General features: G+C 48.0%; 25 protein-coding genes, 1 riboswitch and 1 other annotated feature. Of the genes, 14 read left to right on the top strand and 11 right to left on the bottom strand.

Features of this window, described 5'->3' with window-relative positions:
* Positions 1 to 130 precede the first annotated feature (130 nt).
* From M662_RS04635 to M662_RS04645, 3 genes are all read left to right on the top strand, one after another.
* Positions 131 to 1,105 (top strand): bile acid:sodium symporter family protein, encoded by a 975-nt coding sequence (locus tag M662_RS04635; RefSeq protein ID WP_026578605.1) that lies wholly within the window; start codon positions 131 to 133, stop codon positions 1,103 to 1,105.
* A gap of 64 nt (positions 1,106 to 1,169) precedes the next feature.
* Complete coding sequence (locus M662_RS04640) at positions 1,170 to 1,901, top strand: phosphatase PAP2 family protein (protein WP_026578604.1); 732 nt, start codon at positions 1,170 to 1,172, stop codon at positions 1,899 to 1,901.
* A 6-nt stretch (positions 1,902 to 1,907) separates the two neighbouring features.
* Positions 1,908 to 2,075, top strand: a complete 168-nt coding sequence (locus M662_RS04645; RefSeq protein WP_008632649.1) for a YqaE/Pmp3 family membrane protein — start codon at positions 1,908 to 1,910, stop codon at positions 2,073 to 2,075.
* Between the two features lie 42 nt (positions 2,076 to 2,117).
* Here M662_RS04645 and queE read toward each other — a convergent pair whose 3' ends face one another.
* Genes queE through queC form a run of 3 tightly spaced genes read right to left on the bottom strand, consistent with a single transcriptional unit; the run spans position 2,118 to position 3,971 of the window.
* A complete protein-coding gene (queE, locus tag M662_RS04650; RefSeq protein WP_026578603.1) occupies positions 2,118 to 2,846 on the bottom strand; it encodes a 7-carboxy-7-deazaguanine synthase QueE in 729 nt (242 codons plus the stop codon).
* On the bottom strand, positions 2,839 to 3,306 hold the full coding sequence (queD, locus tag M662_RS04655; RefSeq protein WP_008632644.1) for a 6-carboxytetrahydropterin synthase QueD: 468 nt from the start codon (positions 3,304 to 3,306) through the stop codon (positions 2,839 to 2,841). The genes queE and queD overlap by 8 nt, the downstream gene beginning before the upstream one ends.
* The gene (gene queC / locus M662_RS04660; protein ID WP_008632642.1) at positions 3,306 to 3,971 is read right to left on the bottom strand and encodes a 7-cyano-7-deazaguanine synthase QueC; all 666 of its coding nucleotides are present in this window, start codon (positions 3,969 to 3,971) and stop codon (positions 3,306 to 3,308) included. The genes queD and queC overlap by 1 nt, the downstream gene beginning before the upstream one ends.
* Before the next feature lie 85 nt (positions 3,972 to 4,056).
* Positions 4,057 to 4,101: riboswitch (PreQ1 riboswitch) on the bottom strand.
* Between the two features lie 175 nt (positions 4,102 to 4,276).
* Positions 4,277 to 4,492: a binding site (T-box leader), on the top strand.
* A 54-nt stretch (positions 4,493 to 4,546) separates the two neighbouring features.
* Here queC and M662_RS04665 point away from each other — a divergent pair.
* The 3 genes from M662_RS04665 to M662_RS04675 all read left to right on the top strand — a co-directional run bounded on the left by M662_RS04665 (position 4,547) and on the right by M662_RS04675 (position 7,601).
* Positions 4,547 to 5,782: an argininosuccinate synthase gene (locus tag M662_RS04665; protein ID WP_008632637.1), complete on the top strand. Its 1,236-nt coding sequence runs from the start codon at positions 4,547 to 4,549 to the stop codon at positions 5,780 to 5,782.
* Positions 5,775 to 7,148, top strand: coding sequence for an argininosuccinate lyase (argH, locus tag M662_RS04670; protein WP_026578602.1), 1,374 nt, complete (start codon positions 5,775 to 5,777; stop codon positions 7,146 to 7,148). The genes M662_RS04665 and argH overlap by 8 nt, the downstream gene beginning before the upstream one ends.
* A gap of 111 nt (positions 7,149 to 7,259) precedes the next feature.
* Positions 7,260 to 7,601 (top strand): hypothetical protein, encoded by a 342-nt coding sequence (locus M662_RS04675; protein ID WP_236096538.1) that lies wholly within the window; start codon positions 7,260 to 7,262, stop codon positions 7,599 to 7,601.
* Between the two features lie 41 nt (positions 7,602 to 7,642).
* On the opposite strand, the gene M662_RS04680 is transcribed toward M662_RS04675, so the two are convergent.
* The gene (locus M662_RS04680) at positions 7,643 to 8,830 is read right to left on the bottom strand and encodes a M14 family metallopeptidase (RefSeq protein ID WP_008632630.1); all 1,188 of its coding nucleotides are present in this window, start codon (positions 8,828 to 8,830) and stop codon (positions 7,643 to 7,645) included.
* 160 nt (positions 8,831 to 8,990) lie between these two features.
* Here M662_RS04680 and M662_RS04685 point away from each other — a divergent pair, with 160 nt between their 5' ends.
* The 6 genes from M662_RS04685 to M662_RS04710 all read left to right on the top strand — a co-directional run bounded on the left by M662_RS04685 (position 8,991) and on the right by M662_RS04710 (position 14,274).
* Entirely contained in the window at positions 8,991 to 10,172 is a 1,182-nt protein-coding gene (locus M662_RS04685) for a DEAD/DEAH box helicase (protein WP_035388591.1), read from the top strand.
* Positions 10,173 to 10,300: 128 nt separating this feature from the next.
* Positions 10,301 to 10,960: a class I SAM-dependent DNA methyltransferase gene (locus M662_RS04690; RefSeq protein ID WP_008632627.1), complete on the top strand. Its 660-nt coding sequence runs from the start codon at positions 10,301 to 10,303 to the stop codon at positions 10,958 to 10,960.
* Positions 10,961 to 10,964: 4 nt separating this feature from the next.
* Positions 10,965 to 11,423 (top strand): S-ribosylhomocysteine lyase, encoded by a 459-nt coding sequence (locus tag M662_RS04695; protein ID WP_008632626.1) that lies wholly within the window; start codon positions 10,965 to 10,967, stop codon positions 11,421 to 11,423.
* Between the two features lie 21 nt (positions 11,424 to 11,444).
* Positions 11,445 to 12,362 carry a PLP-dependent cysteine synthase family protein gene (locus tag M662_RS04700; protein WP_008632625.1) on the top strand — a complete coding sequence of 306 codons (918 nt, stop codon included), beginning with the start codon at positions 11,445 to 11,447 and terminating at the stop codon, positions 12,360 to 12,362.
* A 4-nt stretch (positions 12,363 to 12,366) separates the two neighbouring features.
* Positions 12,367 to 13,503, top strand: a complete 1,137-nt coding sequence (locus M662_RS04705; RefSeq protein ID WP_026578599.1) for a bifunctional cystathionine gamma-lyase/homocysteine desulfhydrase — start codon at positions 12,367 to 12,369, stop codon at positions 13,501 to 13,503.
* A 102-nt stretch (positions 13,504 to 13,605) separates the two neighbouring features.
* Entirely contained in the window at positions 13,606 to 14,274 is a 669-nt protein-coding gene (locus M662_RS04710; protein WP_026578598.1) for a TraR/DksA C4-type zinc finger protein, read from the top strand.
* Between the two features lie 32 nt (positions 14,275 to 14,306).
* On the opposite strand, the gene M662_RS04715 is transcribed toward M662_RS04710, so the two are convergent.
* Together M662_RS04715 and M662_RS04720 are read right to left on the bottom strand one after the other, a co-directional pair.
* Complete coding sequence (locus M662_RS04715) at positions 14,307 to 14,666, bottom strand: Lin0512 family protein (protein WP_026578597.1); 360 nt, start codon at positions 14,664 to 14,666, stop codon at positions 14,307 to 14,309.
* 63 nt (positions 14,667 to 14,729) lie between these two features.
* Positions 14,730 to 16,979, bottom strand: a complete 2,250-nt coding sequence (locus M662_RS04720; protein WP_026578596.1) for a sensor domain-containing phosphodiesterase — start codon at positions 16,977 to 16,979, stop codon at positions 14,730 to 14,732.
* Positions 16,980 to 17,112: 133 nt separating this feature from the next.
* Between M662_RS04720 and M662_RS04725 the strand changes: the two genes are divergently transcribed.
* Entirely contained in the window at positions 17,113 to 17,799 is a 687-nt protein-coding gene (locus M662_RS04725) for a DUF3298 and DUF4163 domain-containing protein (RefSeq protein ID WP_026578595.1), read from the top strand.
* 18 nt (positions 17,800 to 17,817) lie between these two features.
* Here the strand turns inward: M662_RS04725 and M662_RS04730 are convergent, their stop codons facing one another.
* The 5 genes from M662_RS04730 to M662_RS04750 form a co-directional block, all read right to left on the bottom strand.
* A complete protein-coding gene (locus tag M662_RS04730; protein WP_008632611.1) occupies positions 17,818 to 18,369 on the bottom strand; it encodes a GNAT family N-acetyltransferase in 552 nt (183 codons plus the stop codon).
* 245 nt (positions 18,370 to 18,614) lie between these two features.
* Entirely contained in the window at positions 18,615 to 19,322 is a 708-nt protein-coding gene (locus tag M662_RS04735) for a class F sortase (RefSeq protein WP_026578594.1), read from the bottom strand.
* On the bottom strand, positions 19,323 to 20,123 hold the full coding sequence (locus M662_RS04740) for a DUF4397 domain-containing protein (RefSeq protein WP_026578593.1): 801 nt from the start codon (positions 20,121 to 20,123) through the stop codon (positions 19,323 to 19,325).
* Between the two features lie 206 nt (positions 20,124 to 20,329).
* Positions 20,330 to 21,451, bottom strand: coding sequence for an amidohydrolase (locus M662_RS04745; protein WP_026578592.1), 1,122 nt, complete (start codon positions 21,449 to 21,451; stop codon positions 20,330 to 20,332).
* Between the two features lie 251 nt (positions 21,452 to 21,702).
* Complete coding sequence (locus M662_RS04750; RefSeq protein WP_026578591.1) at positions 21,703 to 22,611, bottom strand: TIGR01777 family oxidoreductase; 909 nt, start codon at positions 22,609 to 22,611, stop codon at positions 21,703 to 21,705.
* A gap of 111 nt (positions 22,612 to 22,722) precedes the next feature.
* Between M662_RS04750 and recX the strand changes: the two genes are divergently transcribed.
* On the top strand, positions 22,723 to 23,532 hold the full coding sequence (gene recX / locus M662_RS04755) for a recombination regulator RecX (protein WP_008632606.1): 810 nt from the start codon (positions 22,723 to 22,725) through the stop codon (positions 23,530 to 23,532).
* The last annotated feature ends 2 nt before the right edge of the window (positions 23,533 to 23,534 follow it).

The raw sequence follows: 23,534 nt of genomic DNA on the forward strand, positions 1-23,534 counted from the left end.
TCTGATCCTTTACGGGTCGGGCCTTTTTGTTATTTTATGTAGGAAGCGGGCGTTTGGTGTCACTGGGATTCCGTGTTTTTGTGTGGTTTGAAAAGGTATAATAGAAGGAAAAAAAGGGAGAGTCTTTGCTATGATCGTGTCTTTCAACCGTGTTTTACAGCGTCTGATGCCCTATATTACGCCGAGCGCGGTGGTGATCGGTGTCCTGCTTGCGAAATGGTTCGATAACTTCGTCTTCCTCGTGCCGTGGATCTTTGCGGTCATGACGTTTGCCGGCAGCCTTGGATCGAACTTTACCGATTTGAAAAAAGTACTCAGACATCCGGTCGCACTGGTTGCATGTATCGTCTTATTACATATCATCATGCCTTTAATTGCTCTTGGAGTCGGAAGCTTATTGTTCGGGAAGGAGGATTATACGACAATCGGGCTGGTGCTGTCCTTTGTCATTCCTACGGGGATTACGTCTTTGATCTGGGTTTCCATCTATAAAGGAAACGTCGTGCTGACGCTCTCCATCATACTGATTGATACGCTTCTTGCTCCGTTTACAGTACCCTTGGTTATGCAGCTGTTGGTCGGGGGCTCTGTCCAGATGGACATAGGGGACATCATGGTCGGTCTTCTGTTCATGATCGTTATTCCTTCTCTGGCCGGGATGGCTGTCAATCAGTGGGGGAGGGCTTCTTTCACGTCCAAAATGGAAACCAACCTAGCGCCATTGACGAAAATCGGGATCGGTCTCGTTGTGACGATCAACAGCTCCGCCATCGCTCCTTATTTAAGAGTGATCGACCAAACGCTGGTTTGGACCGGAGTGACGGTCCTGTGTCTGGCTGCGTTGTCCTATGTGCTCGGGTTTTGGACCGGTCGGCTGCTGCGGGTGGAGCGTGGCAGTGTCCTGTCGCTCACGTTCAACAGTGGAATGCGTAATATCAGCGGCGGTGCCGTGATCGCCATCACCTATTTTCCACCACCGGTCGCCGTTCCGGTCATCGTCGGAATGTTGTTCCAGCAGGTCCTTGCCTCCTTCGCCGGCAAGAGGCTGGACAACTTTGGGAAAGGCGATAAAGGTGTGGCCGCACTGACGCACAAACAGATATAAAGGTGTTTTATAGTTAAAGAAACAGGGGAATCTGATGGAATAGAAGGAAGGACGGGAGGCGCGTATGTTATTTTCAGGAATTAAATTATCCGATCTCTCCAAAGTATCGATCCTGCTCATCGCAGCTGGATTCGTCCTAGTGGGAGGGGCGTTGTTTTTCTTTGCAGAACTTGCCGAGGATGTATTGGAGCAGGACCAGTTCTTCATGGATCAGGCGGCTCAGGATTTCTTTGGGGCCATTCGGTCTCCGTGGCTCGATACAGCCTGGGGCGGATGGACCGAACTAGGGTCCGTCTGGTTCTTGACGACAGCCACCGTCCTCGTACTGGGTTACTTTTTATTCTTCTCCAAGTTCAGCCGATGGGTGGCCGTCTTCTTCCTTGTCAACATGGCGGGTATCAGCCTGTTGACAAAGGCTCTCAAGCTCACGTTCGAACGGGAGCGGCCCGAGGTGCTGGCACAATATGACGGGACAGGATTCAGTTTTCCAAGCGGTCACTCGACAGGGTCGATGGTTTTCTATGGATTCATGATCTATGTTGTCGTCATCAGCCGTCTTCAGCGGAAGTGGAAAGTCACGCTCGGTCTTCTGCTGGGACTGGTAATCCTGCTCGTGGGGTTTTCCCGCGTTTATGTGGGGGTCCACTACCTGACGGACATCACTGCCGGCTTCTTATTCGGACTTGCCTGGCTGCTTGTTTGTATCGCTGCTCTCGAAGTAACACTTTGGAATCAGCGGCGCCGACAACAAGGTTATAAAATGAGCTCCGGGGGGAATAAGAAGATGGAGGAGTGATACATCATGTTATACATCTTAGTTATATTTCTGCCGCCGCTAGCGGTCTTGTTTACGGGTCAGCCGTTGAAAGCGCTGCTGAACTTAATTTTGACCATGCTCTTTTACGTGCCGGGAGCGGTTCATGCAGCCGTAGTTGTTAAAGGTCATTACGATAGAAAGAAGCATAGATGAGAAGAAGCGTCTGAAGGGATCCCTTCAGACGCTTCTTTTTGATTAAACTCCTCGTTTGTTTCCCCAGACGAGGGCATGTACCTGCGGCAGCACACGGACGTGATTAAGCTTTTCCGAGGCGACTACCTGATCGATCAGCCATTCATATTGTTCAAGCAGATGACCGGCCAGGTTCGCCGGTTCGCCTTCCTTGAGGTCATCGTTTCCGACCTGCAGGAAGAAAGGAATGGCTGGATATCGTTCATGGACCTGCGCTGCATAATCCAAATCTTCTTCGTTGAAAATGACGACCTTCAAACTTGTAGAATCACTCTGGCCCTTCCTTTCCAAGCGATGAAGGATGTCATCGAGGATGTTCCAATCCGTCTTCATCAATGAGCTTGGCGGCTTCGGAGAGATGGTAAGGTCATCGATGTCCGGGAACCAGTCCTGATAACGGCTTCCTTGTGTTTCCAATGCGACCTCGATACCGAGGTCGTGAAGTCCGTCAATCAATTCGTTTAAATGTTTCAGCAAAGCAGGGTTGCCGCCTGAGATGGTGACGTGATCGAAGCGTTCCCCACCGGTTTCTTTCAAGCGGGTGATAATTTCCTCGGCAGTCAGGCGTTCGATATCCTCTTTTGCGCTGCCGTCCCAAGTAAAAGCAGAATCGCACCAGGCGCAGCTGTAATCACAGCCGGCCGTCCGGACGAACATCGTTTTTCTACCGACGACCATGCCTTCTCCCTGTATCGTAGGTCCGAAGATTTCCAAGACGGGAAACTTATTCATCGCGCATCCACTCCCGTCTTGCTTCTGCATAGCTTGTCGGCGTCTCATAAAGCTTCACGAACTCCACGCGGGAGCCGTCACCGCGGTTTAACAGTGCTTCTTCCATCTGATTATAAATCCAGACAACCATGTTTTCAGCCGTCGTATTCATGTTAGGGAGCGTGTCATTTAAATAGCGGTGATCGAGATGGACCTCAATGCTTTCTTTCCATATCTGTTTGATATCACCGAAGTCGATGACAAGTCCGATATCATCAACGAATCCGCTTATACCGAAGATGACTTTGTACGTATGGCCGTGCAGATTTTTGCACTTTCCTTCATAACAGTGCAGGTGATGGGCCGCGTCGAAGGTGAATTCTTTGCTTACCATGACCCGCTTGGAATGATACTTTAAATCCTGGCGCTTAATGTCTTCATCTATTTTCTGTAAGTTTTCTACAATGGTGAAGCCGAACATCAGCGGCTCACCTCTTTTTGAGCAAGATACATATCCAGACCATTCTGACGGAGGCGGCACGCCGGGCAGTCGCCGCAGCCTTCTCCGCGTATGCCGTTATAACACGTAAGCGTCTTTTCGCGCACATATTCGAATCCACCGAGTGTATCAGCAAGCTCCCATGTCTCGGCTTTATCGAGCCACATAAGCGGTGTGTGAAGGACGAATTCGTCATCCATGGACAAGTTGAGGGTGACGTTCAGTGATTTCACAAAGACGTCACGGCAGTCCGGATAGCCGCTGAAATCTGTTTCACATACGCCGGTGATCACGTGCTTGGCACCGATCTGTCTGGCAAGAATGGAAGCGAAGGATAAGAACAACAAGTTCCTGCCCGGAACGAAGGTGGATGGGAGCTCCCCGTTTTCGCCGTCTTTCACTTCCATATCATTACGCGTCAAAGCGTTCGGTGCGAGCTGGTTCAAGAGAGCCATATCCAGGATATGATGGCGGACGCCTTTATCGGCGGCGATTTCTTTGGCAACTTCAATTTCTTCTTTATGCCGCTGGTCGTAATCAAAGGTTACGGCTTCGACGTGATCGAACTTCTCTAAAGCCCAGTAAAGACACGTTGTACTGTCCTGACCGCCGCTGAATACAACCACGGCTTTGCTGTTTTTTTCCATAAAAAAATTCCCCTTCCTTATAGGAAAGAGAGTATTCTATACACCCAAAACACTAAAAAAACCGTACCTAAGGTAAGGTACAGTTCCATCCTTAGTTTTTTATAGAGGGTGTCGCTAGAACCTCTCCTGCATCTGTCTGCAGATTTTATTCCATTGCTTCCCTTATTCTAACATGGAGCAGGTGAAAAAGGGAAGGAAAGACTTGGAGAGGTGGAATAGGCTCATTAGTTAAAAAATTGCGATTTACCTGTTGACTTCTTACATAGGTTTTGTATAATTATAAACATCAAGTAATAAATATGCAGGATTATTCATTGAGGAAGAGAGTACGTAGGCATCGGATCTGCAGCGAGCCGGGGTTGGTGGAAGCCTGGTGATCGATTCATACGGAAACGCACTTCTGAGAAGTTCGGTGAACGATAGTAGCCGTAACCGGGAGCTCCCGTTATCAGCATTGAGTTGGTCTATTTAATTAGACAATGAGAGTGGCACCGCGGATGATAATAACGTCCGTCTCTTACCTTTAGTAGGAGACGGTTTTTTTATGGATATAAATAACTAGGAGGAATTTAATTATGACAAAACCAAAAGTAGTACTCGCATATTCCGGTGGATTGGATACTTCGATTTCAGTGAAATGGATTCAGGAAAAGTACGGATATGATGTCATCGCCTTAGGGTTGGACGTTGGTGAAGGGAAAGACTTGGAGAAGATCCGTCAGAAAGCGCTGGACGTCGGTGCGATTAAGGCTATTATGGTGGACGCTAAGGAACTGCTTGCGGAGGAATACCTGATTCCCGCTTTGAAAGCAAACGCACTGTATGAAGGGAAATACCCGCTGTCTTCTGCACTATCCCGTCCATTAATCTCCAAGCTGTTGGTGGAGGTAGCGGAACAGGAAGGCGCAGTAGCTGTCGCACACGGTTGTACAGGAAAAGGAAATGACCAGGTTCGTTTCGAAGTGTCCATCCAGGCCTTGAATCCAAACCTAGAAGTGATCGCTCCAGTCCGGGAGTGGGGAATGACTCGTGATGAACAGATCGTATATGCAGAAGAAAATGGCATTCCAATTCCTGTGAATTTAGAAAATCCGTTTTCCATCGATGCGAATATCTGGGGACGTGCCTGCGAGGCCGGCGTTCTGGAGGATCCTTGGAAAGAGGCTCCGGAAGCGGCATACGCCTGGACGAATCCTATCGAGAAAACTCCGGATACGCCGGAAACGATCGATATCGATTTTGTGGAAGGGAAGCCGGTAGCTATTAACGGTAAGGAAATGGGTATTGTAGAATTGATCGAATACTTGAATGAACTGGGTGGAGAGCACGGAGTCGGACGTATCGATCATACAGAAAACCGCCTTGTCGGAATCAAATCAAGAGAAGTGTATGAAAACCCTGCAGCCATGATCCTGATCAATGCTCATAAAGAGCTTGAGTTCCTGACATTGACAAGAGAAGTATCCCAGTACAAAGCGAATGTCGATCAGCAGCTTTCCAAGATCATTTACGATGGTCTATGGTATTCTCCGCTGCAGCCGGCGCTTGCTGCTTTCGTAGAGACAACACAGAACGTAGTGACTGGTACAGTGAAAGTGAAGCTGTTTAAAGGTCATCACACAGTGATTGGTAAGAAATCGCCGGTCAGTCTTTACAACGAGGAACTGTCCACTTATTCCAAAGAAGATGCGTTCGATCACAATGCAGCTGTCGGTTTCATTAAACTGTGGGGGCTTCCGACGAAAGTATATGCTGATGTTCATAAAGGCGATAAGCTGTTAAACAAAGCCAAGGTGAGCGCGCATGACTAAGCTGTGGGGCGGCCGCTTTACCAAACCAACGAATAAACTGGTGGAAGAGTACACCTCTTCCATCGGCTTTGATCAAAAACTGGCCCTTCAGGATATTAAGGGAAGCATGGCACACGTTACGATGCTCGGCGCGTGCGGCATCATTTCCGAAGAGGAAGCTGCTCAAATCAAAGATGGTTTGTTAACTATTGAGCAAAAGGTGAAGAACGGGGACGTCACGTTCGCTGTAGAGCATGAAGATATTCATATGAATATTGAGAAGCTGTTGATTGATGAAATTGGTCCCGTTGGTGGCAAACTGCATACAGGGAGAAGCAGGAATGACCAGGTAGCGACAGATATGCATCTGTATTTGAGAGAGAAGACGAAGGATCTCATTCAATTGCTGGAAGCAGTCCAAGCGGCTCTTGTTGATCAGGCGGAATCCCATGTAGAAACCATTGTCCCTGGTTATACACATTTGCAGCGCGCCCAGCCGATTTCTTTCGGACATCATCTCCTTGCTTATTTCTGGATGTTTGAAAGAGATAAAGAAAGATTGCAGGACAGCTTGAAGCGTGTCAACTGGTCACCACTTGGGGCGGCTGCCTTGGCAGGTACACCATATCCAATCGATCGTCAGATGACAGCGGAAGCGCTGGGGTTCGACCAACCTTATCCTAACTCTTTGGATGCCGTGAGCGATCGGGATTTCATTCTTGAGTTTCTATCGATTTCTTCGATTTTGATCATGCATATCTCCCGTCTGTCGGAAGAACTTGTGATGTGGGGAAGTCAGGAATTCCAATTTGTGGAGCTCGATGACGCATTCTGTACAGGATCAAGTATCATGCCGCAGAAGAAGAACCCGGATGTTCCTGAACTGTTGAGAGGGAAAACCGGTCGCATATACGGAAACCTTATAGGACTGCTTACTTTGCTTAAAGGTCTCCCGCTTGCCTACAATAAAGACATGCAGGAAGACAAGGAAGGTATGTTCGATACCGTTGAAACGCTGGAAGGAGCACTGCAGCTGCTTGCGCCGATGCTTGCATCCATGAAAGTCAATGATAAAGAGATGAAGAAGGCAGTCACAGAAGATTATTCCAATGCGACGGATATCGCTGATTACCTGGCAGTAAAAGGCATGCCTTTCCGTCAAGCGCACGAAGTCATCGGAAAAATCGTTCTGTATGCGATAGAAAACAAAAAGTATCTGCTCGATTTGAAAATGGAGGAGTATAAGGAATTTTCCGAGCTGTTTGAAGCGGATATATATGAGAAACTAGCACCGGATCATGTAGTAGCGGCACGAAACAGTGAAGGTGGAACAGGATTTGAGCAAGTGAATAAGCAATTGCAATTGGCAAAAGGACATCTGGGTTGAGCAGGTGTCCTTTTTCTTTTCTAATGGAAGAGAATAGTAATGAAAACGTTTGAAAAATGTCTGGAAGGCTATTATAACCATACGACCTTAATCTCGAGAGGAGTATGTGACATGTCTAAGTATGTACAAGCCTATTTTCAAACAGAGAACGATGCCGAGGGGGCGAAGTCGTCCCTGCAGAAGCTAGCGGTGGAAGGAGAAATGGTGGAAGCTGTTCCAGAGGAAGCGGACTTGACACCGATCGTTCCGTTGGCAGGATCGACATCAACAGGGGGAGGTACGTTTACCTTCACAGAAGTGATTTCACCAAAACATGATCATGAAGAAGCGTTGACAGATAAAAAGCACTTGACTCATGTGCTGCACTTTTCCGTAGAGGAAGAGTCCTTGGAAGAAGCCCTCAAGATTATGAAGGACCACGGCGGCCATGTGGATAAAAAAATATTGAAATGATAATCACCTCCGTCTCCTCAGAAAGACGGAGGTGATTTCTTTTACATGTATAGGCTGGCAAGGAAGATCCCCATTGTTTCTTGATAGATCTCATCAAACTGGTCAAGTGGAAGCGGGTTTACTCCTTCTCCCAGCTCAAGGGTGAATCCGGGACGGCGGAATTCCTGAATGAACCAATCTTTATAGCCGGAAAAGCTGTCTACATAGCGGATGGGCTCGTAGCCGCTGACTCTCCCGAATTCTTCTGCAATGGCAATGGATTCCGCAGGCTCTAATCCCTCGTATCCCCAGAAGATGACCTCACCCTGCGTATGGAGGGCAAGCATCTTTTCGAAGTTCCGATCCTTTGCCAACTCGGCCATGGCGATCGTTTCCGGCTCTGTCAGTGGTTCATATCCGGGAAAATCACGCGGAGCTGGTGCCGTCGGTTTTCTCGCGGCGTCCACTTCCCACTTAGCAGGAAATTGATTGTTAAGGTCCACCCCGCGGATGTTCGCCTTCCAGTCGGTGAAATCATTACTTCCTTGATTAATGCGCAATGCTTCTCTGCCGAATTCTCCTTCGGGCGCGCCGTTTAAGACGAGATCGACACCATCAGGATCGACCATCGGGACGATCGATATGGTGATTTGATCATAGTAGGGGAGCATATCAAGCCCTCGTATCGTTTCTTTATTTGTTAAAGCGAGGACATAATCGTTGAGAAACTGCATGATGACAGCAGTTGTGATCCACTCATTCGCATGGAAGGAGCCGTTCCAGTGAACCACTTTCGGACCGCGTCCGATTTGAAGCTCCACCAGGTCTTTGCCCATGACGCTTTGACCGATGACATTCTTCCGGATATATGGATACAAAGCGAGGAGCTTATCGATATCCTTGCGAAGAATAGTCGAGTCATACGGTTGGTTCCCGTCGAGGATCCGGTAAGTCACAAGGACAGGAATAGTTAGTTTTTGGCCGATGACGAGACGTGAGGGGTCTATCCCCGGATTTAATAGAGCAAGCGCGTCCAGGGAGATTCTCCGCTCGCTAGCCAACTTCCATAATGTATCTCCTTTTTGGATGGTATAGGTGCTTGTTTCGTAACCCGGAATAAAGATGGTTTGACCTATGGAGAGTTCACCCGGTTCGATCCCGGGATTGGAGTCTATTAGTAAAGTCAGCGGGATATTGAACAAATTGGCATAATACCATAACGTATCTCCACTTCTCACTTTTACGTCCACGATAAAGCCCCCTCTCCTTATATGTATATGGAAAGAGGAAAAGGAGCATGAAGTCATTTTCTCTACAGTTTTTTAAAAAACGATACATAGCAGCTGGATTTCAGGTACAATAAGGCGTAATGGCCATCCAAGGCCTCAGTTGAAGAAAGTAGTGATATACATGCAAACATTCGAACAATTAGGAGTGCCTTCCCATTTAGTCGGAAAGCTGAAGCAGCAAGGCGTCACTTCTCCTACGGATATACAGGTGGAAGCCATCCCCGCTTTAATGGATGGCCGGGATATCATCGCAGAAGCACAGACCGGAACAGGCAAGACGTTCGCCTTCCTGCTGCCTATCCTGCACAATATTGACCCGGATCTGGCAGAGGTACAGTCTGTCGTCATTACCCCGACGAGGGAACTTGCGCTGCAGATCACGGAGGAAGTGACGAAAGTGAAGGATGCGGCTACTCATGTCCTCGCAGTGTACGGTGGACAGGATGTTGCGAAGCAGGCGAATAAGTTGAACGGACGAGCCCATATCGTTATCGCGACGCCGGGCAGGCTCCTCGATCATATGCGGAGAGGGACGATCAGCCTCCAGTCCGTCCGTCACCTTGTCCTGGATGAAGCGGATCAGATGCTTGAAGCAGGATTTCTTCCTGATGTGGAAGCGATTCTCTCTGAAATGAATGCCGAGAGACAGTCGATGCTTTTCTCAGCGACGATTACGAAGCAGGTCCAGAAGCTTGGTAGAAAGATGCTGAAGGACCCGGCGCGTATTTCAGTAAAAGGGGAGCAGGTCACGGTTTCGAATATTAAGCAGCTTCTCTATGAGACGACGGACAGGCAGAAGCAGGCCGCGCTCCTGACAATCATGAGGGAGCACCGTCCCTTCCTTGCGGTGATTTTCTGCCGGACGAAAAGGCGGGCGAAGAAGTTGAACGATGCCTTGACCGCAGAAGGATTTGCATCGGATGAGCTGCACGGAGATCTTTCCCAGGCAAAAAGGGAAAAAGTGATGAAGCGGTTCCGTGAAGCGAAGCTGCAGTATCTGGTAGCAACAGACGTTGCTGCTCGGGGATTGGATGTGGAAGGTGTCACTCACGTTTTCAATTATGACATCCCGCAGGACCCGGAAAGCTATGTGCACCGGATCGGACGGACGGGGAGAGCAGGCGGCAAGGGACTTGCGATCACGTTTGCTGCACCGAAGGACAAACCAGCGCTTAGAGATATTGAGAGGTTCATCAGTGAAAAACTGGAACGCCGGACGATCGAAGGTCTTTCACCAGGAAAGCGGAAGGAACAGGAAGATACGGAAAGAAAACCACGTCATAATAGGCGTAGAAGAAAATAAAAGACGAGGCCCGGGAGGCCTTCGTCTTTTTTTTATGGAATAGTGACAAAAGTTTAACATTGAGCGGCGTCTGGAAATATGATATAGTAACAATGTAATTCCGAGTTTACTTATAGGAATTATAAATTATGGGGAGAGATGACGAAATGGGAATGGAATTCGTCGACTTATTCGACCAATGGGCGAGTTCGTATGATGACACAGTAGCCGGGAAAGATCCCGAATATAGGGAAGTGTTCGACGGGTACGATGAAATGCTTGCCCGCCTCGCCGCTTTGTCCGTATCGCCTGTCATGGAATTCGGTGTCGGCACAGCCAATTTAACCCGCCGGATGGTGGATCAAGGAAAATTGGTAATCGGAGTCGAACCCTCTTCGGAAATGCGCAAAATTGCTAAGATGAAATGTCCGGAAGCAGCAATATATGATGGGAACTTTCTGGATTACCCGCAGTTTGGGACTCCGATTCGTTCCATTGTCAGCTCATTCGCCTTCCACCACCTGACCAAAGAGGAAAAGGAAACAGCGATCAAAAGCTTCCACGACCAGCTGGATACAGACGGTCAAGTCATCTTTATTGATACCATCTTCCAGGATGAAGCACATAAACAGAGGCTGATCCGTAAAGCGGAAGAAGCGGGATTTTTAAATTTAGCACAGGATTTGCAGGAAGAATACTATGCCTATCTAGAAGAATTAAGGGAGGCGTTTATTGCTCAAGGGTTTAAAGTGTCCTTCGAGCAGCTGAATAAATACGCTTGGCTCATACAAGCGAACAAAGGGGAATGATCTTATGCCAAAAATGAACGTAGAAAGCTTCAACTTAGACCACACGAAAGTGAAAGCACCTTATGTGCGTCTTGTAGGAGTGACAGAAGGAGAACACGGCGACAAAATATATAAATACGATTTGCGTATCAAGCAGCCGAACCAGGAATATATGGATATGCCTGCGCTGCACTCCCTGGAGCATTTGATGGCGGAGAACAGCCGTAACCACCACGATCGAATCATTGATATCGGTCCGATGGGCTGTCAGACCGGCTTCTATATAGCCGTATTGAATGATGACAGCTACGACAATGTCCTTGAGGTCATCGAGAAAACATTGAACGACGTTCTGGAAGCCGATGAAGTGCCGGCCTGCAATGAAGTACAGTGTGGGTTCGCAGCCAGTCACAGCCTCGAAGGCGCGAAGGAACTTGCGAAGGAGCTGCTGGAGAAACGCAGCGAATGGACGGAAGTCTTTTAATATACGGGAGATGAGAATGCGATGGGTTACGTCAAGAATATACAGTCACTGATCGGTCAGACACCTATGATTGAACTCACTCATTCAGACATCCCGAATCAAGTTAGGATATTTGCCAAACTTGAATTCATGAACCCAGGCGGTAGTGTCAAAGACCGCCTGGGTTTAAAACTGATTGAGGATGCACTGGAGAAAGGCCTGATTCGGGAGGGTGGCACCATTGTCGAGCCTACAGCGGGGAACACCGGTATAGGATTGGCACTGGCCGCAATCGGCAGGGGCTTCCGGGTTCTTTTTGTTACACCGGAGAAGTTCAGTAAAGAAAAGCAGACGTTGATGCGGGCGCTCGGTGCTGAAGTCATCCACACGCCTACAGAAGAAGGCATGCGGGGAGCCATTGAGAAGGCAGAGCAGCTGTGCCTGACCATTCCCGGTGCGTACAGCCCTAAGCAGTTCAGCAACGAAGCGAACCCTCAAGCGTACACGGATTCCTTAGGACCTGAAATTTATCAGGATTTAAACGGTGATATAGATATTTTTGTTGCCGGCGCCGGTACCGGGGGGACGTTTATGGGAACGGCCCGGTATTTAAAAGGGAAAAAAGAAGAAATTAAAACCGTCATCGTGGAACCGGAAGGGTCGATTCTGAATGGTGGTAAGCCGGGATCTCACCGTACGGAAGGCATCGGAATGGAGTTTCTGCCTTCCTATATGGATACAGCTTACTTCGATGCGATTCATACGATTTCCGATGATGTCGCCTTTCAAAGGGTGAGGGAGCTGGCAAGGAAGGAAGGGCTGCTGGTAGCCAGTTCTTCCGGTGCGGCGTTCGAAGCAGCGCTTAGAGAAGCGGATTCCGCCAAACCGGGCTCGAAGATCGTGACCATTTTTCCGGATAGTAGTGAAAGATATCTAAGCCAAGGCATATATGAGGAGTGATGAAATGAGAAAGAAAACGCAGCTGATCCATGGAGGAATTACTGGAGATGAGAAGACAGGCGCGGTCAGTGTGCCGATTTATCAAGTCAGCACTTATGAACAGGATGGTGTTGGAAAGCATCGCGGGTATGAATATTCCCGGACTGGAAACCCGACCCGTTTCGCCTTGGAAGAGTTGATTAAGGAATTGGAAGGCGGTTACCGAGGCTTTGCGTTCGGTTCAGGAATGGCGGCGATCACGGCTGTATTGATGACCTTTGATAAAGGCGATCACGTAATTTTCACCGATGACGTCTATGGCGGTACGTACCGGATGGTATCCAAAGTAATCAACCGCTTCGGTTTGGAAGCAAGTTTTGTGGATACGAGCGACGTAGACACGGTGGAAGCGGCTGTCCAAGCGAATACGAAAGCCATTTACGTAGAGACTCCAACAAACCCTCTATTGAAAATCACCGACTTGAAACAGGTCTCGGAACTTGCCCGTGCCAAGGGACTGACGCTGATTGTCGATAATACGTTCAGTACACCATATTGGCAGAATCCGATCGACCTCGGAGCAGATATCGTACTTCACAGTGCAACGAAATATTTAGGCGGTCACAGTGACGTCGTGGCAGGCCTTGTCGTTGTGAACTCGGAGGAACTTGCAGAAGCTGTCCACTTCGTATTGAATTCCACCGGAGGAATCCTCGGTCCACAGGACTCCTGGCTGCTCATGCGGGGGATCAAAACGCTTGGAATCCGCATGGAGGAGATCGAAGCAAATACGAAGGAATTCGTAAGCTTTCTTGAAGGCCTTCCTGAAGTGACGAAGATTTATTATCCGGGCTTGTCCTCGCATAAGGGAAGTGACATTCACCACGCTCAGGCGAGAGGGAACGGCGGAATGATCAGCTTTGACGTCGGCAGTGGGGAGAAAGCAGACAAAGTTCTGCGAAACGTCCGCTATTTCACACTGGCGGAAAGCCTTGGAGCAGTAGAAAGCTTAATTTCTGTTCCTGCTATGATGACGCATGCTTCCATTCCCGAAGATCGCAGAGCTGAGCTTGGCATTACAGACGGCTTGATCCGCGTATCCATCGGTTTGGAAGATATAGAGGACTTAAAAGAAGACTTTCTGGCCGCTTTACGCGCGTAAAAAATGGAGCATTCCGATGATGGGATGCTCTTTTTTGTTTGTCTGTATAGGTGTCTTTTGATCGTGCCAAACTAAGGGGGCAAGTCAAGGAGTGGAGATAAAATGGATGACACTATATACAAAGAACGATTACAGCAACGTAAGCGTGAAATAGAACGACGAATGGAAGAAGAAGCGAATTTCGGCTTGGAACGTGGTTTCGCGAGTGATATGGCTTCCGGAGAGTTGTCGCAGTATGACAACCATCCTGCTGACTCCGGGACGGAGCTTTATGAGCGTGAGAAAGATCTCGCGTTGTCCGGGCATTTGCGTGAAGAGCTCTCTGATATTCATTATTCGCTTACTCAAATAGCGAAGGGTACGTACGGTGTTTGTGAGAAGACCGGGCGGCAGATACCAAAAGAAAGGCTCGATGCTCTTCCCACCGCCAGAACGATTGCGGAAGAATCTCCGAACGACAGGCTTTATTCAGGCCGTCCGCCGGAGGAAGAGGTGCTTTCTGAAATGGAAGAAGCCTATGGAGAGATCCGCATGACGCCGGAATACAATGAGCAGAATGCCTATGAACAAGTAGCGTCTTTCAATCAAAGCGCTATGACCTATGATGACTCTTCTTTAATGGACAATCAGGACGGGGTCGGATATGTGGAAGAATACGAACCGTTTGTATCAACCGATATTCATGGCTACACAGGTGCGGATCACGTCCGATTTGAACGTAACGTGCACTACGATAAGTATATGGATGATTTGGAAGAAATCGAAGAATAGAGGAAAGCCTGAGCGGATTGCTCAGGCTCTTTTTAATATCCCACTTCGACAGCGGCGTTCACAATGTACATTAAATCGTTCTTGTCCTCTTTGTCTTTGAGCAGGATTCCACTCGATGTGAGCATGCCGCCTTCCATCACTTCAATGGTGACGTCCCCGTATGGAATGGCTTGTTTCACGGCATCATGATCCAGCTTATCATGATCGCATGGGACCGCCAGCTTCACTTTGATTTTCATGTTATCAAGGGATTGCTCCGGCAGCACGGTACGGATGCCCGGCATCGAATTAGTATGGATGGCATTTTTAATGGCACGAACAGAAGCTTTCGTCACATCCTGACCATGAACATCCGTACCCATCCCGGTTTGTATAAACATTAATTGTTCCATGTATTGAACCACCTTTCTTACTGTTTATCGTATCACAGGAAAGACCAGGGAATGAAACGGAAATCATTCCTGATCTCTCATCCACTCATGGAGCAGGGCGGAAGGAAGTGGCTTTTCAATATAAAAGCCCTGCAACATGTCCGCATGGATGCCTTGAAGGTAATCAGCCGTTTCGGCAGTTTCCACGCCTTCCACGACGACTTCACATCCAAGGCTCTGTCCAAGTTCAATCATCGTCTTAACAATAATGCGGCTTTTATCTTTGAGCAGCAGATCTTTCGTAAAGCTGCGGTCGACTTTCAGCGTATGAATTGGATAAAGGCTTAAGTATTTCATCGACGAATACCCAGTACCAAAATCATCGATGGCGATTTGGACGCCCATACGTTCAATTTCCCTTAAGGTTTCCACCGTCCTGCTCTCCTGTCGGAAGGCAATCTGTTCGGTCACCTCCAGTAATAATTGAGAAGGGTTCACCCTTGACTGGGCGAGCGCTGCTTCGAGCGTCTTCAAAAAGGACGGATGCTCGAAGTGCTGCGGCGAAATGTTGATACTCATGACTAATCCAGTGTAGCCGGCGTTTTCTAATTCATTCAGCTTAGCAAGACCGGTTTGAAGCACCCACTCGCCGATTTCTACAATCATGCCCGTCATCTCTGCAAGCGGTAAAAATAATGCCGGGGGGAGCAGACCTTTTTTCGGGTGCTCCCAGCGTATCAAAGCTTCCATGCCTCTCACTTTTCCAGTAGATGCTTGCACCTGAGGCTGATAAAACAATTCAAACTGGTCCTTATCAAGCGCCTCTCTTAAATTCAGTTGGAACCGTTCGTAAGCGAGGTGATCCTGATCCATCTCCGGGTCAAAGAACCGAAATTGGCTGCGTCCGTTTTGTTTAGCCGCGGTCTTCGCACGGTGTGCATGACGGATAATGGTCGCCGGTGAATCTCCATGGTCAGGAAAAACAGCCCCTCCAGTACTTACCGTTACGTAAATATCCTGACTGCCGATAGAATAAGGAGCATGGAACTGCTGTAAATAATGGCTGATCCTCTGATGAAGCTGAATGCCTTCTCCCGGATCATGCAGCAGGACAACAAAACCGTCATGGAACCATCCAAGTTTGTCCCTCCCATGAAGAGCGGATTTAAGGCGTCTCGTTATACCCATAATCAGTTGATCTCCCACCCGGTACCCCAGTTCTTCATTAAAAGCAGAAAAACGGTCAATGTCCATATAGAGGACTGCAAAGGGCTGATCTTTCTGGATCTCGTCATCCAGGTAATGTTCGATCCAATGTCGGTTCGGAAGGTTCGTCAACGAATCATAGAAAGCGATTCGTTCAAGCTCCATTTCCGCTTCTTTCCGCTTCACATGCTCGGTGATGAAGGCTGCCATATCCGCAATGGAAGTACCAAAAGCTTTTTCATCGAAATCCCATGGACGCGAGCGGTCGAACTGTTCACAGCAGAGGACACCAACCATTTCGCCACCGCAGATAATCGGAATATCCAGCATAGCCAGGACGTTATTCGGTTGGTTAAAAGCTTCGCTCAGCTCAAAGACCCGGTCGTCCTGTGTTGTATTACTGACAGCCAGTGTGCGCTCGTTCTCCAATGCGGAGAAATAGGCTGGGAAAGCATTCCTGGGAAGGTTTTTCATTGGAGGATCAACGGTCCTATCCCCTCTTTCCTTCATCGCTTCCACTTGAAGGTTTTCACGAGCCTCATCAAACATCCAGACGCTGACTCTGTCCGTATCGAGGGTTTCAATCGTTGTGTTACAAATCATTTCAAAAGCAGGCAGCAGATCGATCCTTGTAAGTCGGGCATCTTTCATGATTTTCATCAGCTCCGACTGCTGACGGCGAATGCGCTCTTCTCGATTTGCGCGGGAAGAATACGATTTCGGACCCTGACGTAATGGAAGGGTGCAGGCTTCTAATATGGGTAACAGTCCAGTTATTTCTGATGCCTCGATGTCACAATTATGACCGGCGAGAATAATTATTTCTTTTTCCGAGGGCAGCATAACCGCTGCTGCCTTTTCTTCGCCTGGAAAGAGGGAAGAAACGTTATGGATCTCCCCGGGCTTTCCGTACCACTGGATTCCAGGAAGTGGGTAGAAACGTGAATCGTTCACGTGCTCGAACGATGAATGAAACATACCCTCCTCCTTCTCTTGACGGTAAAGGAATGCTCCATCCGCTTTGAAATAAAGACAGCATTGTTCCAATATGTAGGAGACGGCATTCAAAGGGTCTTTCGTAAGAAGACTCGACATGAATGATGTAGTGACCAGAGGGGATTGATCCATGCTTGCACTTCCTTTATTTGTGTTGGATTGTCTATAGTGTACTACGTTTATCCGACATGATTCGAATTATTTCTACTGGATGCTTTACTTTTAGCGCTTTGGGATAAGCTAAGAAGTACAGGAGGGATGTGCTTTGAAGCGCTTAAATGTAGCCCTGTTGGCTATTGTATTCGTTCTATTGTACAGCACTGGTGTCGCTGCTGAAAGTCAGTACAAAATCGTTCACAAAGATCAAGTGACAGAAGGCTGGGAAATCCATGTCGACTATCCGCTGTTTGAGCAACTGGAGAATAAGGCGATACAGGAGCGGGTGAACAATGACATCATCGATAAGTTGGAAGAGAAATTCCGTATGGTCAAGAGGGGCGCAGGTGAGTCGATAGGCATCCCTTATTTGTATTATGAAGAAACGATTGTCTACGAAGAGAAGGAGTTCTTCTCGGTTGTCATGACATCTCATATCTCACGGGGGGACCGCTATAATTCGACTGTCTCATCTGTGAACTTTGTGGATGGAGCAGCAGGGGAGATCAGACCTTTAAAAGAGGTTGTTCACATGGATCGGTTAAACAAAGCTGTGGAAAAAATTATCCAATCCGATCCTGATACGTACTTTCAGAAAACGTTCCGCGGTGTAAGGGACAATACCGCCTACTATCTTCAAAAAGACAAAATCGTACTGGTATTCAATAAGTATGAAGTCGCTCCTGGCGTGTTTGGTACACCTGAGATGTCGATTCCTTTAAAGGGGATGAAGAAAGAGCATCCGAAAGAAAAACGGGCTCCTGTTCCGTCCTATACTTCCGCCTATATAAAATAAAGAAGCATAAGCCTTGGCTTATGCTTCTAACATTTCTTCTTCCTGATTCTGGTCTCCGTAATAATGGAACATATATTGTTCTTTCGTAATGACATACAAGTCATAAACATCTTCTACTCCATTGATCTGCTGGAGAACTTCCGGATACGTTTCGTTCGCCAAGGATACATAAGGGATTTTCAAGGCCGCTTTCATGGATCGGATGTTGGTTCTCCTGATCTTCATGAAGATCGCTTCGATGCCGAGTTGGAAGAACAATTCTTCAAAGAAGGCCTCTTTCGCAGGTTGGTTGTAACCTTTACCGAAATAGGGTTTGCCGATCCATGTTGCCAGAAAACCCTTACCTTCTGTCACGTCGAAAAGGTTGATCGTGCCGATCGGCTGTGCCCACTCATCAAGGATGGTACGTGAAATCAATTCCCCCCGATCTTCTGCTTCTATCGTCTGCTTCGTCAAGAAATAAAACTCATCACTTGATGCAGCTTTGTGGCGGACGTACGGAAAGACTTCGGGATGACTCATCAATTCAAAAAGTACCGGGGCGTCATGTAGGTCACGTTTTTTCAGCATAAAAAATCCCTCCTTGTAATGAGGAGGGTGGACCGGATGCATAGGGAAAAAAGCATGCACCTAGCCGGATTCGGCCCACCCTCGAATTTTTATCAACAGCTCACAAAAATTCGGGGTGGGAATCGAACCCACTAGAACCAGCATCATGCTGGTGGCGCACCATTTGCCTTCCCTACACCAAAAACGTATAAATGAACATCTAACTTTATAATAATCGAGAACTTAAAAAAAGTGAATGGATTTTTTCAAGTTGGACGATTATTTTTTTGTTGTCCATGATCGCTGGTAGAGGAGGTTTTTTCTGCCACAGAATAGATGACCAACCTTTTGGAATAAGTAGAGGCATCTGCATCATAAGGACCGGTACACGTAATTAAATTCAGAGAGGCTTGGTTCGACGGTCCGAACAAGTCACGGATGGGGGCATCCTCATACGGATAAGCCGCCACTTGGGAAACGATGAACGTCTTTTTTTGACCCGTACGATCGTAAACCTCTATCACCTCACCTGAAGACAGGTCTTTAAGGTCATAGAACACACCTGGACCACTTTTGCCGTCGACATGTCCTGCAATTACTGCATTACCCTGGTTTCCCGGTTTCGTTCCCGGCTCGAACCAGCCGACATCCGTAATATTGTCGGGCACAGCCATGCCGCCTTCTTCCGTATAACCAAGAGCACGGACAGGCGCATCAACTCCGAGAGAAGGAATGACCAATCTGGAAGGAACGATCCCTTCCTGAACACGGTTGTGGACGGTTACAGCCTGATCGTAGTTTTTCTTTATCGGCGCTTCTCTTTCCTTGGCGCTTTCTATATCTTCAGAGGTGCTGGAATCTTCAGATACAGAAAGGACCTGGACGCCTTCTTCTTCTTCTTGTGTATTCAGTAAAAGGAGACTGATAAAGAAGACAAGGGAGCCCAGGGCCAGAGAATATACTATATGGCGCAATTACGTGTTGAAACGTTTACGTGTGAACAGCAGGCCAGCACCCATGGCCAGTACCCCTAAAATTGCTGCATACCAGATAGTGGAGGAAGAGGATGCTGCCGTTCCGCCCAAGCCGGTCGCAGGCATCTCGGAAGGCATGGCATTCGAATCCTGAAGCAGAAGAACTTCCGGATTATCCGCTGTACCTACAGCGAAAGCGCTATAGACTTTCCCCGATTCCAAGGTAGTTCCGGACAAGTCGATCAGCTGTGTACCGTCTGTCGTCCGTACTTCCAAGTCGTACGTTCCAGGCTCCAATTCCTTGTAATCTGTTACCATAGGGAATTCAGCACCTGCAAACAGGGCATCTCCGTCAATTGGTCCGACATCTACTGCTGGTGCTCCCGGGATGAAGTGGCCGACACGGATCTTGGCCATTCCTTCACTTGCATCCATGGAATCTTGGAGAGCTTTTAATTCGAGGCTGTCCAAATTATTAATGGCAGCCGCTGTGTAAGCCATTCCGGATTCAACCGTTACGGTAGTAGAAATGACCGGATCCTGTTCTCCCTTTGTTCCTGCTGCATAAATCTCTACTTTGTGTTCCCCGGCAGGAACTTCCATGTAATCTGTAGCCGCTTTGAACTCGGCTCCTTCCACAACTGCCTCATCATTCACATAAACGTCTACGGCTGGTGCATCAGGGGAGGCATGCAGAATCCGGACCATGGCATTACTTTCATGACCGTCTGCAAAAACCGATGGGGCAAACAGACTGAGAACAAGAGCGACAGCAGTAAATAAGGTAATAAACTTCTTCATTTCTCCACTCCTACCAAAGTTTTTTTATCTCCACTGCTGTCGTTATTGTTCAGCAGTTTCAACCGTGTTCAAAAACGAAAAAAGGAGGTGCACACCTATAACATTCTCCTTATTCACACATTTCAATCCTGTGTATAGGTTCTGATAGGTTATATAGAAACCCAAAACAAAAAACCAGGAAACAGTTCCTGGTTTTACTTTCTGTATTATTCCTGGAAATATACCATTTTCCCATCAATCATCGTCCATATCGGCTTGGAAAGATACTCGAAGGGGTGCCCGCTCCATAAAACGAGGTCAGCATCTTTTCCTTTTTCAATGGACCCCACGCGGTCGTCTACACCAAGGTTTCTGGCCGGAACGATGGTAATGCCCCGAAGCGCGTCTTCTATTTCCATTCCTTCTCTTGCGGCGAGGGCTGCACATATGTTCAAGTATTGGATCGGTGTGTAGGGGTGATCAGTAGTTATCGATACCCGAATGCCGTAATCATGCAGGATCTTATACGTCTGCCATGTCTTGTTACGCAGCTCAATCTTGGACGCGCGTGTGAATGTCGGGCCTACAGACACCTGTAAATCCCTTCCTGCCAGTTCGTCAGCGATTAAGTGGCCTTCCGTACAATGCTCAATCCGGAGATCCAGATCAAATTCATCGGCAAAACGAAGGGCTGTGATGATGTCGTCCGCGCGGTGAGCATGAATGCGGACGGGTATTTCTTTGTTTAATGCTTTGATGATCGGTTGTACTCTCAAGCCGGGATCCGGATCCTTCATCGCCGCATAGAACGTTTCACGAAGCGTCCCCATAATCCCCAGTCTTGTGATCGATGCATTCTTTGATTGGGAGTGAATACGTTTCGGATTTTCCCCAAGTGCCAGTTTCAGACCGGCGGTGTGACGGAGGATCATATGGTTGATCGTATGACCGACCGTTTTGATAACAGACGTCATCCCGCCGATCATGTTCGCACTTCCAGGCATAATATGCGCTGTTGTGACTCCGGCTTTTCTCGCGTTGAAGAATGCAGGGTCCAATGGATGGGCTCCGTCAATGGCTCGCAAATGAGGGGTGACCGCTTCTATCGTTTCGTTGGCATCACTGCCGGCCCAGCCCGTTCCTTCATCATATAAACCAAGGTGGGTGTGGACGTCGACAAACCCCGGATATAGATCCATCCCTTTGCCGTCAATGTATTCCGCCTGTTCCGGCAGGGCGATAGAGACCCCGTAGTCATGAATTTTTCCATCCACGATGTAAATGGTGCCGTTCGGGATGGAAGGGGAGGTGATCGGGTGAATATGGACATTCTTAATTACAGTGTTCATATACATACAGCCCTTCAAATGTTATTACTTTTATTATACTTGATTTCAGCTGGTTGGCTCACGGAAAAGAACGAAACTGTTTGTTTCGTTCTTTTCCGGCTTGTTAAGAAGTGATTTCCGTCTGGAAGTTGGGCCGCTTACCACGGGGGGCAGGAGCCCGCACGGTTCTTTAAGCCCGCTGCCTAGAATTACCCTTCCGTAGTCCCTGCTATATATGTGTAGGGTCTTATCTCTTTATCCGATTCTTCATCTTATCTTTCTTTCAGGATAGACGTAAGGGCAGCTTTTAATTCAGGGTATTCGAATTCATATCCTGCAGATAGTGCTTTTTTCGGCAGCACCGACTGTCCGTCGAGCAGCAGGGTGCTCATATCTCCGAGCGCGGCCTTCAAAGCAAAAGACGGGGCAGGGAGCCAGTGGGGACGGTTCATTACTTCTGCAAGTGTCCTGCCGAAATCCTTGTTTCTTTTCGGATTGGGTGCCGTGGCATTCAGTGGTCCCTGTATGTCCTTATGATGAAGGGCGAATGTAAGCAGTCCGACGACATCGCGGATGTGGATCCATGACATCCATTGCTCTCCGGAACCGAGGTTTCCACCGATCATGCACTTATAGGGGAGGATCATTTTCGGAAGAGCTCCCTGTTCACCAAGGATGATTCCGAACCGGACATACACCGTACGTACTCCTTTATCGGCCGCTTGGGAAGCGAGGTTTTCCCACCTCACCGTTACGTCCGCCAGGAAGTCGTTCCCTGGTTCCGTCGTCTCTTCGGTGAATGTTTTCGTATGAGAACTTCCGTAAAAGCCCACGGCGGAAGCATTGACAAGGACTTCGGGTGGTTGGGGAAGGCGGTCGATCAGGGTGAGCACACCCTCGGTTGCTTTTATTCTGCTTTCAAGGATCGACTGTTTCCTTTCCTCGGTCCAGCGTCCGCTGTTCAATGACTGGCCGGCAAGGTTAACAATAGCGTCAAGGGCAGGTAAGTGATTTTCCGGTTGGTACTCATCCTTCAGCCACCCTACATAAGTGACCCGTTCTTGATTCTCATGTTTTTCGGGGCTCCGGGTCAATATGTAAATATCATGCCCTGCTTTAACCAGTTGGTCTGTCAGCTGCGATCCAACAAAACCGGTACCCCCGGTAACAGCAATTTTCATTGATTTTCCTCCTTGCGATAGTAAGACTTGATTAGTTTACGCTTCTGATGCGGTTCAAATCCATGTTCCCATACCAGGTAACATGCTAAACTGAAAAAAGAGGTGATGGATATGGCTAAGCTCACTAGAATCACGACGCAAAAGAAACATAAACATAGATATAATATTTTCATGGATAAGGGAAATGGGGAAGAGTACGGGTTCAGTGTCGATGAAGACGTTCTCGTCCAATATCGTCTCCAGAAGAACATGGAGATGGACGATGCTCTGATCAACGCTTTGATTCAGACCGATACGCTTCACAAATCTTATACCCTTGCTATTCATTATTTAAGCTACCGTATGCGGTCGGAAAAGGAAATTCGTGACTATTTGACAGGGAAAGAAGCGGATCCGGAACACATAGATGAAATCGTCAAACGATTGAAGAAGGAGCGTCTGCTGGACGACCAGGAGTTTGCCGCTTCGCTGGTGCGGACAAGGATCATGACCTCAAGCAAAGGTCCTCATATTCTCAAGAAAGAATTGATGGAAAAAGGCGTGGCTGCCAGTGCGGCGGAAGCGGCTCTTGAATACTATACGTTTGACAAGCAGTACGAGAAAGCCATGAAATTTGCCGAGAAGAAACAAAACCATGATGGTCGGAAATCGCACCGTCAACAAATCCAAAATATTCAGCAGACATTGATGCAGAAGGGGTTTACCGGGGATGTCATCCAGGAGGTACTTGCCAATCTGCCCGATGAAAAGCAGGAGGATTCGGAATGGGAAGCGGTCGTCTATCAGGGGGAGAAGCTGAAGCGTAAGTTCGCATCCAAAGAAGGATACGAGCGTAAGCAGAAGATCAAAGCGGGTTTATACAGGAAAGGTTTTCCTTTCGATTTGATCGATCGCTTTTTAGACGAGCATTTGGAAGATTAAAA

Source organism: Bacillus sp. SB49 (genome assembly GCF_000469135.2).
Classification (GTDB): Bacteria; Bacillota; Bacilli; order Bacillales; family Halobacillaceae; genus Halobacillus.

Bases quoted from the DNA above. Each gene is read 5' to 3' on its own strand.
- M662_RS04635 (WP_026578605.1), top strand. From the start codon at position 131: ATGATCGTGTCTTTCAACCGTGTTTTACAGCGTCTGATGCCCTATATT.
- M662_RS04640 (WP_026578604.1), top strand. From the start codon at position 1,170: ATGTTATTTTCAGGAATTAAATTATCCGATCTCTCCAAAGTATCGATC.
- M662_RS04645 (WP_008632649.1), top strand. From the start codon at position 1,908: ATGTTATACATCTTAGTTATATTTCTGCCGCCGCTAGCGGTCTTGTTT.
- queE (WP_026578603.1), bottom strand. From the start codon at position 2,846: ATGAATAAGTTTCCCGTCTTGGAAATCTTCGGACCTACGATACAGGGA.
- queD (WP_008632644.1), bottom strand. From the start codon at position 3,306: ATGTTCGGCTTCACCATTGTAGAAAACTTACAGAAAATAGATGAAGAC.
- queC (WP_008632642.1), bottom strand. From the start codon at position 3,971: ATGGAAAAAAACAGCAAAGCCGTGGTTGTATTCAGCGGCGGTCAGGAC.
- M662_RS04665 (WP_008632637.1), top strand. From the start codon at position 4,547: ATGACAAAACCAAAAGTAGTACTCGCATATTCCGGTGGATTGGATACT.
- argH (WP_026578602.1), top strand. From the start codon at position 5,775: ATGACTAAGCTGTGGGGCGGCCGCTTTACCAAACCAACGAATAAACTG.
- M662_RS04675 (WP_236096538.1), top strand. From the start codon at position 7,260: ATGTCTAAGTATGTACAAGCCTATTTTCAAACAGAGAACGATGCCGAG.
- M662_RS04685 (WP_035388591.1), top strand. From the start codon at position 8,991: ATGCAAACATTCGAACAATTAGGAGTGCCTTCCCATTTAGTCGGAAAG.
- M662_RS04690 (WP_008632627.1), top strand. From the start codon at position 10,301: ATGGGGAGAGATGACGAAATGGGAATGGAATTCGTCGACTTATTCGAC.
- M662_RS04695 (WP_008632626.1), top strand. From the start codon at position 10,965: ATGCCAAAAATGAACGTAGAAAGCTTCAACTTAGACCACACGAAAGTG.
- M662_RS04700 (WP_008632625.1), top strand. From the start codon at position 11,445: ATGGGTTACGTCAAGAATATACAGTCACTGATCGGTCAGACACCTATG.
- M662_RS04705 (WP_026578599.1), top strand. From the start codon at position 12,367: ATGAGAAAGAAAACGCAGCTGATCCATGGAGGAATTACTGGAGATGAG.
- M662_RS04710 (WP_026578598.1), top strand. From the start codon at position 13,606: ATGGATGACACTATATACAAAGAACGATTACAGCAACGTAAGCGTGAA.
- M662_RS04715 (WP_026578597.1), bottom strand. From the start codon at position 14,666: ATGGAACAATTAATGTTTATACAAACCGGGATGGGTACGGATGTTCAT.
- M662_RS04720 (WP_026578596.1), bottom strand. From the start codon at position 16,979: ATGGATCAATCCCCTCTGGTCACTACATCATTCATGTCGAGTCTTCTT.
- M662_RS04730 (WP_008632611.1), bottom strand. From the start codon at position 18,369: ATGCTGAAAAAACGTGACCTACATGACGCCCCGGTACTTTTTGAATTG.
- M662_RS04740 (WP_026578593.1), bottom strand. From the start codon at position 20,123: ATGAAGAAGTTTATTACCTTATTTACTGCTGTCGCTCTTGTTCTCAGT.
- M662_RS04745 (WP_026578592.1), bottom strand. From the start codon at position 21,451: ATGAACACTGTAATTAAGAATGTCCATATTCACCCGATCACCTCCCCT.
- M662_RS04750 (WP_026578591.1), bottom strand. From the start codon at position 22,611: ATGAAAATTGCTGTTACCGGGGGTACCGGTTTTGTTGGATCGCAGCTG.
- recX (WP_008632606.1), top strand. From the start codon at position 22,723: ATGGCTAAGCTCACTAGAATCACGACGCAAAAGAAACATAAACATAGA.